At 37.4% G+C, this 14,313-nt stretch carries 14 protein-coding genes; all 14 read right to left on the bottom strand.

Annotation, left to right across the window (positions count from 1 at the left end; translation table 11 throughout):
• Positions 1-239 precede the first annotated feature (239 nt).
• Positions 240-1,010: a hypothetical protein gene (locus SB49_RS14205; RefSeq protein WP_062057844.1), complete on the bottom strand. Its 771-nt coding sequence runs from the start codon at positions 1,008-1,010 to the stop codon at positions 240-242.
• A 210-nt stretch (positions 1,011-1,220) separates the two neighbouring features.
• Entirely contained in the window at positions 1,221-1,922 is a 702-nt protein-coding gene (locus SB49_RS14200) for a hypothetical protein (protein ID WP_062057841.1), read from the bottom strand.
• Between the two features lie 179 nt (positions 1,923-2,101).
• A complete protein-coding gene (locus SB49_RS14195) occupies positions 2,102-2,872 on the bottom strand; it encodes a LytR/AlgR family response regulator transcription factor (protein ID WP_062057838.1) in 771 nt (256 codons plus the stop codon).
• Between the two features lie 20 nt (positions 2,873-2,892).
• Positions 2,893-4,710: a histidine kinase dimerization/phosphoacceptor domain -containing protein gene (locus SB49_RS14190; protein WP_062057835.1), complete on the bottom strand. Its 1,818-nt coding sequence runs from the start codon at positions 4,708-4,710 to the stop codon at positions 2,893-2,895.
• 4 nt (positions 4,711-4,714) lie between these two features.
• Positions 4,715-5,275 (bottom strand): hypothetical protein, encoded by a 561-nt coding sequence (locus SB49_RS14185; protein WP_062057832.1) that lies wholly within the window; start codon positions 5,273-5,275, stop codon positions 4,715-4,717.
• 585 nt (positions 5,276-5,860) lie between these two features.
• Entirely contained in the window at positions 5,861-7,456 is a 1,596-nt protein-coding gene (locus tag SB49_RS14180; protein ID WP_062057829.1) for a type IV secretory system conjugative DNA transfer family protein, read from the bottom strand.
• Positions 7,457-7,465: 9 nt separating this feature from the next.
• Positions 7,466-8,494 (bottom strand): MobB family relaxase, encoded by a 1,029-nt coding sequence (gene mobB / locus SB49_RS14175; RefSeq protein WP_062057826.1) that lies wholly within the window; start codon positions 8,492-8,494, stop codon positions 7,466-7,468.
• Positions 8,494-9,039: a BfmA/BtgA family mobilization protein gene (locus tag SB49_RS16140; protein ID WP_200960639.1), complete on the bottom strand. Its 546-nt coding sequence runs from the start codon at positions 9,037-9,039 to the stop codon at positions 8,494-8,496. The genes mobB and SB49_RS16140 overlap by 1 nt, the downstream gene beginning before the upstream one ends.
• Positions 9,040-9,542: 503 nt before the next feature.
• Complete coding sequence (locus SB49_RS14165) at positions 9,543-9,896, bottom strand: DUF6876 family protein (protein WP_235537784.1); 354 nt, start codon at positions 9,894-9,896, stop codon at positions 9,543-9,545.
• Positions 9,897-10,579: 683 nt separating this feature from the next.
• Positions 10,580-11,716 carry a type II secretion system F family protein gene (locus tag SB49_RS14160; RefSeq protein ID WP_062057823.1) on the bottom strand — a complete coding sequence of 379 codons (1,137 nt, stop codon included), beginning with the start codon at positions 11,714-11,716 and terminating at the stop codon, positions 10,580-10,582.
• Positions 11,716-12,180, bottom strand: a complete 465-nt coding sequence (locus tag SB49_RS14155) for a PulJ/GspJ family protein (protein WP_062057820.1) — start codon at positions 12,178-12,180, stop codon at positions 11,716-11,718. Before SB49_RS14155 ends, SB49_RS14160 begins: the two co-directional genes overlap by 1 nt.
• On the bottom strand, positions 12,173-12,508 hold the full coding sequence (locus SB49_RS14150; protein ID WP_062057817.1) for a hypothetical protein: 336 nt from the start codon (positions 12,506-12,508) through the stop codon (positions 12,173-12,175). Before SB49_RS14150 ends, SB49_RS14155 begins: the two co-directional genes overlap by 8 nt.
• On the bottom strand, positions 12,496-13,779 hold the full coding sequence (locus SB49_RS14145; protein WP_062057815.1) for a hypothetical protein: 1,284 nt from the start codon (positions 13,777-13,779) through the stop codon (positions 12,496-12,498). The genes SB49_RS14150 and SB49_RS14145 overlap by 13 nt, the downstream gene beginning before the upstream one ends.
• Positions 13,776-14,243, bottom strand: a complete 468-nt coding sequence (locus SB49_RS14140; protein ID WP_062057812.1) for a hypothetical protein — start codon at positions 14,241-14,243, stop codon at positions 13,776-13,778. The genes SB49_RS14145 and SB49_RS14140 overlap by 4 nt, the downstream gene beginning before the upstream one ends.
• Positions 14,244-14,313 lie beyond the last annotated feature (70 nt).

Here is a 14,313-nt window from a genome sequence, read left to right as displayed (position 1 = left end):
CATCTTTATTTCCTAATTAGATAGACGCCGACTAACATTATTCTCGAAAAAGTCAAAATTAACTAGTTATACAAAGGTTTTAGGTGGAATTAAGAATGTCAAAGGTTCTTTTTGGGGAATAACCTATTAATGCTACCCAAAGGTTTTTTCATGGCTCATTCAGTTTGATTTTTTTGTTTTTAAACACCAATCGGGTAAGTACAGGGGGCATTAATCTTTTTTTATAAGTTGGTAGATAATTAAATTATAATTGTCTGGGTACTTGTTGGCCCGGCCAAGGCTGGAGGTGAATCAATATCCAAAATATGAATTCCAGAAGCGTGATAATGACGACTATTAAAACTCCAATTGACTCCGTCCCAATAGAGAAAATTTGTTACAATTCGTAGTGCGAAACCAAAGTGAGCCCCTGCATCATAACCCCAAGGATAATTATTTGGATTGTAACTATGTATATGAGGCCCTAAGATACCTGCCTCAGCTACATCAGCATAGCATGCAAATTGTACTGTGTAACCTGCTGCGAGCCATGCTGCTATGCTACGATGATCGTGATCATGAAGTATTCGCCAACTACCCGGCGCTAATGGCGCTGCACCAGCTGGTACAGCAGATACAATAATCATTGAACACCCATTCATACCAGTGGTAAATAGAATATGAGCATCTGCTGCAGCTGGAATTGATGAAATGTCGCAGAAAGGCATAATATTAAATGCATCTCCACCATTGGCGGCTCTACAATACATAGCATCTAATGTATTTAATACTCCACCGCCAGGTTGGTGGAGAACTGCAGCGGCACCAATAGGTTGCATACGTAATGTCGGAAAATCTAACAATCCAGGAACACCGTGAACCGTATTTGTTGAAAGTGAGAAAAAGGTTCTAAGATTATTAATCGCTGGAATTCCACCTATTAAATCTTGATTTATTGAATTTAGAACAATAGGATTTCCAATAATAAACGCAGCGGGATTAAGCAAGAAATTAGTAACATTGTCAATCATGTTATTTTTTATTTAATTTTATTTTCTATATACTCAAAAGTCACTCTCAGGAATTTCATCTAAACTATTTTTATGTAAAAAATATGAATAATACGTTTTAATAATTCCTATTAAATTTAGTTTACATAGTTAAGCTAAGCAATACTCCCATTTTTTTGTGAACAGGAGTATTGTAAGTAAAACAAGCCCTAAGATTGGCAAATTTATTGTCTAAGCAGTTTTTGGAATAAGATTCATAAATTGTGCTAATAGTTTGTCATGATCTTTTGAAGAAAGAAAATCGTCTGTAAATGTATCAAACCAATCAGGGTCAACAAACCTAACTTCAAACGTATGATAATTAAAGGTAAGAGCATCTGTTGTTGAAGTAGAACAAGGAGTTTTAATAAATGTTTTGGCTTCATCTCTACTAAGGAAATACATTTGTATTGAAACATCCGGAATACCCATTTCGTCTTCCGCCCATAGAATTGTTTTCATTTTTTTTTGGGATTCATTATCTACCGTTCCGCTTACAGTTAACGCCCCTCCAAAATCTTGAATTACAGATGTCAAAGCTGCTTCCATTTCAGGCGCAACTGCAGTGCCTACGATAGAGGCAATTATTCCAACATCAATTGTTACTGAAAAATCAGTATGGGTGTAAGTGACATCTTTCGCCTCACTTAGACTAAAATATCCACTACCTGAGAGTATGGCATATGCTGCTTCATAATCATATTTATCCCTGCCTGATTTAGTAATGGCTTCAGTTAGTAGGGCGTTTAAATGAGAAGCTTTTTTGAATGTTGCGATTGTATCATCATTCATTTTTTGATCTTTTTCAGTAGTAACATAAATTGCCGTAGCATCATGATTAGTTGAATAATACTTTTTTACTTGCCCATCGTTGTTGTCATCTGAATTTGTCATTATTTATAAGTATTTAAAAGTTAATATTTATTTTTCCTTGATCAAATTTGAAAAAACAAAACCTGGCAAAGAAAATAGATGAGTGAATGGATAGGTTATTCTAGTGAAGTACTAGAATTAATGAGCAAGTGGAATTTGCAAAGTCAATTAATTAAAAGAGCTAAAATGTGATAAAGGATTTATATAGTTTTGAAGAGCCTGAAAACTTCATCTTTATGAGACTTACTAACAGGAATTTTAGTATCGGAGATGTAAAGCATATTGCCTTCGAAGCCACTTACTGAGTTAATGTTAACCACATAGCTCCGATGTACACGCATAAAACGGCTGGTGGGTAATTGCTCTTCAATCCTATTGAGTCCAACAGAATAGATAAAACGATCAGTTTTGGTATAAACCGAACAATAGTTACTATCTGCTACTAAATACAGGATTTCTTGAAGCTGCACACGCTCAAAATGATTGTTCTTTTTAAGAAATAAGCTATCCTTAATGTTTAGTACCTGATTTTCTGTAGCAGCAAACTGTTTTTTTGTTTGCATTTCGTTTTCTGCCGCTTTATTAGAAAAGTTCTTTAAAGCAAGCTCTATTGCTATACATACCTGACGGTCGTTAAAAGGTTTCAGTAAATAGGCATGAGGTTTTACACTTTTTGCTCTTTCCACAATATAATTATCTGCATGTGAGGTTAAAAATAGGAATGGTATATGATACTTCTCATTTATAAAACGTGCCAATTCTATACCATCAAACTCACCTTTTAACATAATATCAATCAAGACCATATCAATATCTTGATTATTTTCTAAAAATTCTAAGGCCTTTTTTACCGTATCTGCTATACCTAAAATATGGTAGTTGTTATCACTAAGTTTGTTCGCAATGTCATTAGCCAATAAAATTTCGTCTTCTACTATGAGTATTTTTACCCTAGCAATGCTTGGAATCATGCGATATGAATTTTTAAAATTTAAATATTTTTTATCATAATTTGCCAATGAGTACCCTTAGTTTTGACTCTTTCCATACTGCCATCCAATTGGGAAATCAGCGATTTTATTAATTTAAGACCAAAGGAATTTTGCTTAGCCCCTTCTTTCTCAGTAAAACCTATGCCATTATCACTGATATTTATTTCAAGCGTATCGTTTACTTTTTTAAGGACCAATCTAAATTTAGGTGACGGTGTGCCATTATAGGCATATTTTAAAGAATTAACGACCATTTCATTTACGATTAATGCTATTGGTATGGCTTTGTCTATAGAGATACTAGAATCATCAATATCCAGTTCTGGTTCAAAACTAATATTATACCCATAAAAAAGCCCGAGAACTAATTCTTCTATATAATCTTTTAAGAACACTTTTGTTTCTATACCTTCTTGATAAAGCTTTTGATGTACTAAAGACAAAGCTTCTACTCTATTTTTACCTGTTAACAAGGCTTCTTGAGCTGGGTGACCGCTAAGTTCTCGACTTTGTAGATTTAATAAACTCGATATCATTTGCAGATTGTTCTTAACCCGATGATTGAGTTCTTTTAGTAAGAGTGCTTTTTCTTGTTCACGTTTTTCTATAATTACATTTTGGGCAGAGACACGTTTGCTTACCTTTTTGATAGCTTTGTTACTTTTATATAACATGTAGGCTAAAAGACTGAATATGAAAATACCAACACCAAGAATTAACATTTTATTTCTTTGATTGGCATTAATAGTATTCAATAAATTAATCTCGGTTTCTCGTTTATTAATTTCATAACCTGCTTTAAGTTGTTCTATTTTTTGAATATTAGCTTTATTTACTAAGCTATCCTGATATTTTTGAAAGTCTTTTTTATAGATTAAGGCTTTTTTATATAATTGCTGATTCTCGTAAAATGTAGACAACAATGCACTAAAATCTCGTATTTGCTCTTTTAGACCATTGTGCCTAGCCAAGTCCAAGGCTTCTAAAAATTTCATTTCGGCCTTAATTAATTGTCTCTCTTTAGTATAAATATTGCCCATTTCTGCTAAAAAAATAGATAAAGAATAAGGATCGCCCAAAATCACTAAAATTTCTATAGCAGTTTCTAACTTTTGCTTAGCTTCAAGAGTTTTGCCTTGCGCAGCATATGCCATTCCCAGATTTCCTGAGGTATAAGCTAAAATTAAATCATCATTTAGTGCGTCATTGAGCTTAATTACTTCATTAAAGGTATCTATAGACAAGTCCAAATCACCAGATAGCCTATAAGCTTCGCCCAAGTTGACTAAAGTTATTGCGTAATTTGAAGTATTACTTTTTTTGTAAATATCACTAGCCTTGCTTAAATTAAGAATTGCAGAAGGATAATCTTTATCATTAACGTAGTTAGATCCGATTTGAACATAAGATGCTGCCTGTCTTTCTATCATTTTGAGTTCTTCATAAATGCGTAATGCATTATAAGAAGCTTCAAACGATTTTGGATTATTACCCAACAATCGTTCAACATGGCTTAACTCTTCCCATGCTTCTGCTTTTAGTTCATCATCGTTTAGTTCCTTCGCAATTGCTAAAGATGCGTTGGCATAGTCAAGCGACTGCATTGGTATAGGATGGTGATATGCAATTTTACTTAAAAGTCTAGCTTTCTCTTTTTGTGTTATTGTTTTAGTTTCTAAAATAGAAATAAGACTATCTACCTTCCGCTGAGACTGCGCATTTACAAAAAAACCAAAACCAAAGGATAGGAGAAAAAACCACAAGATCTTTTTATGCAAACCCAATTTCAATGCATGCCAATGAATTGTGTTATACATTTTATCAGCCTTGATTAGAACTAACTTTCATTAACGGGTCTAGGATAAAATACAAGCGTTTTTTGTGTCCATCTTTCGTTGTTTCCATATTCAAGGATAAAACAGCACTGTAACCAATATAACGCTCTAAAGGAGGTGCTTCTGATCTTAAATCAATAGTACAGTTTTTATTAGTATCATCTGATTTTACATACAAAAACCCATCTGGTGAAATGGTGATTTTGGCGTCAGGCCCTGACCCCATATCACTGATATGGAAGATATTACTCCAGTTTATTGATTGTTCTGAAGCTTTAGTCAAATCGGAGCCTTTACAATAATGCAATTTGGGGCTATAATGTTTTTCCTCATTCTTACTAGATTCCAATGTCATTTCAATGTGTTTGTCAATACCAATTGTAATTTCTGGAATGTCATCAGCGTTATTAACCACAAATTTATCAAGTGGAATAGGGTACAATAAAGTACCTTCTCCAAGGTCCATATGTTTTATTGCCCTTACCAAATAAGCAAGCAATATATCTAAATATAAACTAGATTTGTCAGTACCGATTTTGATTTTCATAATGTTATAATAATTTAGTTCGCTTATACAATAAATTAAAGGATATGTTTACTTCTTAAGACAATTCATATCTATTGTCTTTATTTATATTCCTAAAATGGATTTGTAGGTTCATAAAGGAGTCTTTATCAGTTCTAGTCATGTATTGCTATGCTGCGCTTGTATTTAATTGTGTCCAAATAGACGTTTTACATCTTTTGGTCATTCAGAAATAAATTAAAATCGCTTTCTACTTTATTCTACTAATACTAATATAGATAGAGCAATTTATATTCTGGAATGAAGGATAGTTTAAATATATGTTTTTTTTAACAAGTAAACTATTACGAAAATCTAATTTGATAATAAAATACCATTCCACACACATTACACTCCCCTACTACCGTTGGGTTGCATAATAAGTGTTTATTCATTGCTTGTTTATTGTTTTTAAAGGTATTCATGAACCTCCTATGTCGGTTTCATTACCTCTTAAAAAAGTCTTTAGAAAGAAAAAAATCAAAGAGCATGGTGACATCTTTCGTTTTCAACCAAAGCTAATGGTACAAAGCGAAACATTAAAGTACAATCAAAAAACTAGATAAATTACTTCCCAAAAAGCCCTTTGACCTCCAGATGGATCCTTTCAAAATTCATCTCCAGGTCCGCCTGGGTGAAAACTTCTTGATCATCAGGCAAGCCCCTGTCGATCTTTGGGATTCTGAACTGTACCTTTTTATCCTTCCCATCCGCATAGGTAATGAACTCCCCTTCCTGTAACCTAAAGAAAGCATCCGCCCTCACCTTCGCCACTTCCTTCTCCCCTGTCGTAATCCTGGTATCGAAACTTAGGTTGTGGCCCTGATTGACGCTTTTGGTTTCCCGTTTTACGATCTCAAAGAACCGTTCGTAATATTTGGCAGTGTCTGGATCGTTCACCTTACCAAAAAATTGGTAGGACAGATTGCCCAAAATGGCCCTGCTTGCCTTATCCCCGTACATCAAATCGTTTTGCACCTTGTCCTGCATCACGTAGACCGTGGCAATATCATAGCTCCTTAAGGTGGCCGGGATTCGGTGCATGTTAAGTAACCTAATTGTTGGCGCCTCTTCCATCAACAAAAAAGAGGAGAGCATATCCCGTACCGCCATCTGTTTGGTTATCGTATGGATCAGGGTGGCTATGATGGGAGAAAAGGAGGTCTCAAATTTCGGGTTGTTCACAATAGAGACCATCGCAGGATTTTGAGGGTTATTGATATCCAAGGGCACCTCGTCTGCGGACAGGGCCATAAAGATCCTTTGGGTACTGATCTTTTTTAGGGCATTGGCCAGGCTGCTCTTTACGCCTGCCGTCTGGCGTTCAGATTCCTTTCCGCTGATAAAGGCGGAGGCCATGGCCTTGGCGGTGGTGTTGGAGGACAAAAAAGCGATCAGGCTGTCCGTATCCAAGAGCTGATAAATAGCAATGAGGTGCGGCAGGGTACAATGGTCTGGATAACTTGTTTTCAATTTCCAGATGAGCCCGGCCAAGAGCCCCTCTGCCGCATCATTGAAGAATTTGGTGGTGCCAGTACTTCCCATTTCCTTTTGTTCCATAAGGTTCTCTATAAGCACCCGGGCCACCTCGTTCACACTTTCTTCATCCACCATATACCTTGGTGCTATGGGGTTCACCCTATGATGGATGTGTTCCAGGGAAATGATATAGAATTTCGGGGTTCCCCTTTGGAACAAAGGATAGGCCATTTCGGTGATCTCAAAATCCTTATAGTCGTGGATCACCCCGCAGAATCCGTTTTCGGCAAAATGTTTTAATAGGTTGTAGACCACGGATTCGGTCTTGCCGCTCCCCGCCGCCCCTATGATGGAAACGCCCCGTCTCAAATTATTGATGGCCAGTTTTCCTTTCACCAGGGGAAATTCCACCCTATACTTTTTGGGGAGGCGAGTGGGCCTTCTTTCCAGATCTAGAAAAACAAGGAAGACCGTATTTACCAATCCCAGGGGCAGGATCACTTGAAGCAACAGGCCCGACCAAAACAGAATACTTGCAGAATACATATAGGCAGCCAACGCTCCAAAAAACAGGAAAAAGGCATTGACCCAAAAAGCCATTTTCGTAAGGCGGTACATCCCGAAAAAGAGCAGGGTCCCCCCTAGCCCGATCATAATCAAATTCAAAGTCGTTAGTGCTTCCATGTTCCTGTTTTAAATTCCCATGGAACTGGATCGTACGGCCACTTCCAATCCTTTTCTTATTTTCTGAAGGGCCTTAAAGGCCAATTGTCCCTGGGTCATGGGGATGCTGGGAATCTTCAGTCCTGTTTCTCTAAGCATTTTTAGGGCTATGGTCTTTTCATTAGTAGGCAGTTGTAGTAAAGCCCTAAAATAGTCCTTTGGATTCTTTATAAAATCCTTCCTTGAGGCATACTGTTCCACAAAATTCCGCTGGTAGTTAAAAGTACGGTCAAAGGTCTTTTCCGCTTTATCAAAAAATTGGTCCCTATCAAAACCGCGTTTGACCATCTTACCATGGAGTTCTACCTCGGAGGCCTTGTACTTGCTCCCCGGGGAAAGGCTGACCGAGTTGGAGGCATCCTTTCGGCTGACGATGATGTGGATATGGGTCTGCAGCCCTTCCTTTTTCATGCCCTGCTCTATGAGTTTTCCATTGATTTTGTGGGGCGCCTGATCGCTCAGCTTGCCTATACGTACTTCTATTTGAGATATGTTGCCTGTCAGTTCTCCCCTATTAATTTTTTGGAGGTCATTGTGTAGTTTTACGATTTCCTTCCGAAACGGGGCATTCTCCCTAACTTGGACATCGGTACCCTTGTAGGTGCGTTGGTGCTCTATCTTGGCATAGTAGACGATGTCATTTACCGTTACCTGATTCCCTGAGATTTCCCGGTTAAAGGAGTCCGCGTAGTCCTTCATAAATTCACGGGTAAAGCGTTTCAGATCCTGACTATGATACTGTAAATGTTTTAATTCATAGGTGGATGGGCTTACCGTAATGGCATAAAATTTAGGCTCCACTTTTTTCAGTTTGGTGGTATTGGCATCAATATGGTCGATCACACTTTTTGGGGAAACATGGTCATTGGTTTGGTCAAAAAAATGTTCCTGCTCCTTGGCGGACAGGCCTTCATTTTCCTTTTCCAGATAGTCCACAAAATCGGACACGCTTTGCCCATAGGAATCGGACAATTTTTGTGGGGTGATGGAGATATACATCAGTTTTGAGTGCTATGGTTCTTTATCTTTTCAAGGGCTTCTTCTGAAAGATTGAGCCGGTATTGGCTCCTTCCAAAACTGTTACGTATCACGGTCACATTTTTCAACAGGACCTCCAGGTTCGCATTACTGACTTGTAGCTTTCTATTTAGTTCCAGGTTCTCTCTTTTAAGTGCTAGGACAATCAAATTGGAATCTGCTTTTGATGCTTCTGTTTTTAAAGTGGACTGACGTTCCAGGAGCAATTCTTTTTTTGGGGAGGGGGTTTCCTCGAACAGCAATTGGAGCATGGCGAGCATGGGCTGGGTCTGGTTCTTTTCAATGTTCTTGATAATAGCCACCAACCCATTGACCCGTTTTTTGATCAGGTTTTCCAGGGTAACTATTTTTGGTCCCAGGGATTCCTTTGGGGATACCCCATTGTCCTCAAAAAAGTCCAGCATGGCCTCCAGAGCCTCGGTATGGGTGCGGGCTATGGAGCGCGAATACCGCTGGAACCGTGCCGCAGTTTTGGCTTTGAACCGTATGTTGGAAAATGTACCCATAAATATCTTTATGCTTCATTTGCCGCAATAAGTACCCGTTTTTACTGGGGTTTCAGAGGTTTTGCCGCAAATGGGACCTGTTTTTAAAAAATTAGTAACTTAAATAATATTATAAAATACTGATAATCAATAGTTTAATAAAAAACCAAAATCGTAACACCGCGCCAGCGTGTTACCCTCTTGCTTTTCCTTTTTGTACGCAAAGCGTACCAAAAATTCCAAACAACGGGACCAAAGTCCGTTGCTCTTCATTGGAATCAATAATTCCTTACTTATTCTTTTTTTGAGGGGCATCGTTACCAGCGAAAGTCAAATGATGGGATAACGATACAAAATAAATGAACTGATTATCAGCTGTTTGAAGATACGATATTTGAACAATACATTATAGAAAAGAGTTTAAAAAAAAGGAAAAAACAAAAAGAGATACCCAATTGAAATTAGGTATCTCTACGATAAAATGTTGGAATTAAGATCAGTACTCTCCGGGAAGCATCAAGGTATCATCTACAAAAAAACAGTCGAAGCTCTTCCAAGGGGAAATCGGTATACCCATATTTCTGTTCCAAGATCAGAACGTCATTTCCGTCACTATAGGACACAATGGCATCACACTTTTTAATTCCCCTTTCCTGCTCTGAAAACCTTTTGATATCTATGGTGATAAAATAGGATTTGGACTGTAGGCTCTTTGCCACTACCGATGCATCGGTCACCAACCAGAAACACTGTGCCACTTCGGCCAAGTATTTAATGCCGTTAGTATATTTGGTCTTCAACAATGGGATCTGAAATATGGTTTCAGAACCGTTAAACTGTTTTAACCCATCTAGGATCTCGTTTGCTCTCTCGCTCATAACTTTTGGTTTTAAGGATTTATTAGACTTCATTTAAAATCGATTTACTTATTGTATCCAGAGCGTTTTCTTTTTTTGATTTTTTGAAACGCTTCTGTTGAAATGGTCTGGTAAAAGACCATGGGTGTCAAGAATCGATTTACTTCCCGTAGTGCCGTCGCTGTTCCTCTTTTTTTGATGCTATGAATGGTCCAATATTCAGTATTGGCAAGACTTATAAAAGGTGGGAGGCACGACCCCGGTTATGCAGTCGGCCAAGGCTGAATAGTGTTGTTTTGCCATCTAAAAAAGGGAACGGGGACGATCAGGAAAGTCTATGGAGAACCATGAGGGAATCAACCCCCCATTGGAAGCGTTGCAAAAGGAACAAATGGAATTCCGATCAGGCGGACTCCATCCTATAGGGTGGACGTAAAAATGAAGTGTACCCGCATTCCCCGAAAACTAAGGGGGAATGCGGGAGAAGCGCAATGGTACGGACAACCTACTGGGATGGTGTCCAAGACGTTTTCATGAAGCGCTTTGTCCGACATGGAGCGAAGCGGAATAGAGAGGCAATGTGCTGGAATGAATTTAGCAAAAAGAGATTAATTCGGTGAATAGCAAACAAAAAAAAACTCCAAAATAGCTCATTTTAAGGGAAATAAAATGTTAGGTCGTGGAGCCTGTGTTGCTCTTTTTCATTACCCCAAAACACTTCCCAGTTTAAACATGGGCAAATACATGGCTACAAGGATAAGTCCCACCAATATCCCAACAAAAACAATGATCAAAGGTTCCATAAGGGTGGATAAAAGTTTAGATTTTTGTTGCACTTCTATATTGTACTGTTGGTTAAGGCGTTCAAAAATAAATTCGGTCTGGTTGGTCTCTTCGGCCACTTTCACTAAGGAAATCATCCTATTGTCAAATATTTTATTTCCTTTTAAGCTTTCACTTAGACCACTACCTTTCATTATTTTTTCCTCCACAGTGGATAAGGCGTCTTTTAAAGGGTAGAAATCGATCATCCTACCTACCAGTTCAATACTGTTCAACAACGGTACCTTAGAGGAGGTAAGTAAGGTAACCGCTTGGGTAAATTGTGCCAGATAAACTGCTTTCACAAAATTACCTGCATAGGGTATACGCAAAACCAGATAATCCCTTTTTCTCTTAAAGCTTTCTTTTTTGGTAAAAAGCTTTCTGAAAAACAGCAGGCCCAACAAAAAAATAAGAACCCACCAACCATAATCCCTAATAAAGTCAGATGCCCCAATAATAAATTTTGTGATCCCAGGCAATTCTACATTGTTCTGTTTAAATATATCTTGGAACATGGGTACCACCAATCGCAACATAAAAACGACTACCAATACCGCGGTTACCAAAATAATGATAGGATAGGTAAGAGCGTTGATCAGGTTTCTCCTGTGTTCATTCTTTCTAGCAAAGAATTTCCCTAGTTCCTCGGTTATTTTATACACCGTCCCTGTTTCCTCTCCAATTTTAAGGGAATAGTACTCATATTCCGTAAACTCTTCTTTTTTATGTATTACTTCTGAAAAGCTTGTTCCTGCTACTAAACCATCCACCATCTCCAAATAAAATTGGCGTTGCTTCTCCTTGGTCTGGTTCTCTGCAATTAGGTTCAGCCCATCCTTTAGGGTGATGCCCGCCTTTAAAAGAACACTTAATTCTGTATAAAAATCTTCCTTCTTTTTATTTGAAAATGTAGATCCAAAAAAGTTAATCTCTTTTTGTAGAATAGAGGTGTTGTCCATCCCTTTAGAAAATTCCTTTTTTGCTCCAATTGTAGTATGCTCTAGTTTAAACCCCATTAATCCATATACGCTTTAGCATCATTAGCTTTGTAAATAAAGATCTTCTTTGAACCTACCGCTTTAGAGGTCAATAAATCCATTGCATCAATAGGTCCATTTTGAACTGTCAGACCATCAAAATAAAATAATTTAGTTGCTAATTTAAGGTTAAAAGTGTCTTTTTCCCTTATAACACGATCGCCTTCAAAAACATAGTCCACTGCTTTCAGTTCATTTTCAAAATGCAATCGATTGGAGTTCTCATTGTAACTAATCTCTCTATATCTTGTAAAGTCAATCCATAAGGCCTGCCTTAGTAAATTTAGTTCTGTTCCCCTCTCATAATTGGTCTCCATCCCTCGCATTTGACCCTGTACTAGCCTTAAAATGGAGAAGGCCAGCCCAACGACAATTATTGTAATCATAAGCACTACGATCATCTCACTTAGCGTAAAGGCCTCTATTTTCTTTAACTTATTCATTGTTAATGAGATAATTGATTCTTTCTTTTTGTGTTTCGTTTTCAATAGCCTTGAAGACTATGTAGCCAAATTCTTCCTCGTCCCCTTTCCGTATATTGATTTCCCATGTATTCCATTCTTCATAATGGGGCACTGCAATCAACCCATTTTTATATTGATATTCCAACGCCACCATTCTTTCCTGTAAAGCCTGAGTATTTCCAATAATACTCGACCTAAATAGCGAATTCAACAGCATGCTTGCTATCATAAAAATAACAACGATCAGCACCGTGGCCACCATTGTTTCCATTAATGTGGATGCCTTTATTTTTTTTAATAGAGCCATTTAGAAACTGCTTTAGTAGTATTTGAATCTTCATAATTGATCCCTACATATTGTTTGGGTAATAAATCACTATTAATAGTTCCATTGAAAAGATGGTTTTGATAAACACTTCCATTCTCCATGGCAATAAAATTATTGGTTGTGACGCTGCCCACTACCTGCCCTTTTAACTCCAGATTCTGCTCACAGTATACCTCTCCAATAATTTTTGCTCCCTTCTCTATTTTAATTTGCGGATGAAATTTTGGTGTTTCGGATTCCCCAAGATATTGTACTACCCCAGAAATAAATGTATTAGAGCCGATATCTATGTTAGGTTTTTGTAATCCATCTTGATTATTGCCAAAAAATGATTCCTTGGTATCGTACACCACCAATGCAGAAGGATAGCTTAAAGCACATTGTTCACCAACTACGATTCTTTCTGAGGCAATAGCCTGAAATGTACCCGTAACATGATCTTCGATTACTATTTCGGGCGCCACCAAAATAACATCTTGCAACTTGGAAGAGGCGTTGACCACAATTTTTCGTGTCGCCTTTATAATAATATTCCCTATCAATTCCACCCCAGCCAAATTGATTTGTTCTCCATAAATATAGTTGGTTGGTAGCCCAAAAGAGGTGCTCAAATACTTTTTATTGGTAATATCCACAATAGACTCATTAGGTCCTAAAAAGCTAGCATTTAATACATCCGCAATTTGCACTTTGATATTCTGATCTAATTCAGGTAATTGAGATGTACTTTCTAACTGCCTACCATAAATTAAGGTATTGTTGTAATACGAGTTTCCAGAAATGTTCCCTGGCCGAATCCCTTGCTTTGGTAAAAAGGCATCCCCTGTAATCTTAGAGTTGCCAACAATAATCATGGGCCTTTCGTTATCCTTTACATACAGGGACGGTAACTGTTCTCCAACCTTACCTCCTATCAGTGCCAACTTTGCAAAACGATTTTTTCGGAAGTTGGAAATAACGGTATACTTATGATATATACCCCAAAACTCTTTTACAGCCTTTACATCTATTCCATCGTTGATTCCCAAATCCAAGATTATTGTATCATTATAAGGGATATCCTTTTTAAGAAGATATTCCAATCCTAGTTCGGATTTCTTTATAGTACTTACTAAGGCATCTGTTTTCTTTCCAAAAAAGGTGTGGGTATATCCCAAGGTTATAAAAGTCAATAGTAAAATTGCTATAAGCACCCCTATAAATAGCACAAACTGCAAAGCTCCTCCTTTTATCCTTACACCTATTTTCACTCTTGAAGGGTTATTGTTCTGATTCTACCACTTTCTTCTATTTTAACGTCGGTAGGGTTACCAGATTGCAATGTGATGCCATCTATAGTATCTTTGAAACCCATAAGATATTGCTGACCGTTTATAGTGACAAAAAAGATTTTTTTATTGGTTTTACCATCCGTAATTAACCCGGTATACCTGACGTCTTTTTGAGGTGGTGTTTCGTTAACAGGTTTTAGATTCCTATTACTTGAGGCTTCCTTTTTAGGGGTTACCAAAGTTCCCAAAAATGGATCTCTATAGTTCTCTGAAATACTAAAGGTATCTCTTACCAAAATATCTTTGGGTTTAAATTGTTGCAAAGGAATGGTTATGTTTTCCTGTTGGTCTGGATTCATGGAACTGAATATACGATACCCTATGGTACCCCATATACCTAAGACGATTACTAAAAGTAGGTATGTTTTTGTATTTTTCTTCATTGAATTATGTATAATTTCCAAAAACCATATCCCATTTAAATGGGCACTTCCCAAATAACCAATTAAACGG

The sequence above is a fragment of the Sediminicola sp. YIK13 genome, from assembly GCF_001430825.1.
Lineage (GTDB): Bacteria > Bacteroidota > Bacteroidia > Flavobacteriales > Flavobacteriaceae > Sediminicola.
This window is presented reverse-complemented; position numbering and strand designations above follow the sequence as displayed.

What these genes read in the sequence shown, in the direction of transcription:
- SB49_RS14205 (WP_062057844.1), bottom strand. Translation starts at nt 1,010, where the DNA reads ATGATTGACAATGTTACTAATTTCTTGCTTAATCCCGCTGCGTTTATT.
- SB49_RS14200 (WP_062057841.1), bottom strand. Translation starts at nt 1,922, where the DNA reads ATGACAAATTCAGATGACAACAACGATGGGCAAGTAAAAAAGTATTAT.
- SB49_RS14195 (WP_062057838.1), bottom strand. Translation starts at nt 2,872, where the DNA reads ATGATTCCAAGCATTGCTAGGGTAAAAATACTCATAGTAGAAGACGAA.
- SB49_RS14190 (WP_062057835.1), bottom strand. Translation starts at nt 4,710, where the DNA reads ATGTATAACACAATTCATTGGCATGCATTGAAATTGGGTTTGCATAAA.
- SB49_RS14185 (WP_062057832.1), bottom strand. Translation starts at nt 5,275, where the DNA reads ATGAAAATCAAAATCGGTACTGACAAATCTAGTTTATATTTAGATATA.
- SB49_RS14180 (WP_062057829.1), bottom strand. Translation starts at nt 7,456, where the DNA reads ATGGAAGCACTAACGACTTTGAATTTGATTATGATCGGGCTAGGGGGG.
- mobB (WP_062057826.1), bottom strand. Translation starts at nt 8,494, where the DNA reads ATGTATATCTCCATCACCCCACAAAAATTGTCCGATTCCTATGGGCAA.
- SB49_RS16140 (WP_200960639.1), bottom strand. Translation starts at nt 9,039, where the DNA reads ATGGGTACATTTTCCAACATACGGTTCAAAGCCAAAACTGCGGCACGG.
- SB49_RS14165 (WP_235537784.1), bottom strand. Translation starts at nt 9,896, where the DNA reads ATGAGCGAGAGAGCAAACGAGATCCTAGATGGGTTAAAACAGTTTAAC.
- SB49_RS14160 (WP_062057823.1), bottom strand. Translation starts at nt 11,716, where the DNA reads ATGGGGTTTAAACTAGAGCATACTACAATTGGAGCAAAAAAGGAATTT.
- SB49_RS14155 (WP_062057820.1), bottom strand. Translation starts at nt 12,180, where the DNA reads ATGAATAAGTTAAAGAAAATAGAGGCCTTTACGCTAAGTGAGATGATC.
- SB49_RS14150 (WP_062057817.1), bottom strand. Translation starts at nt 12,508, where the DNA reads ATGGCTCTATTAAAAAAAATAAAGGCATCCACATTAATGGAAACAATG.
- SB49_RS14140 (WP_062057812.1), bottom strand. Translation starts at nt 14,243, where the DNA reads ATGAAGAAAAATACAAAAACATACCTACTTTTAGTAATCGTCTTAGGT.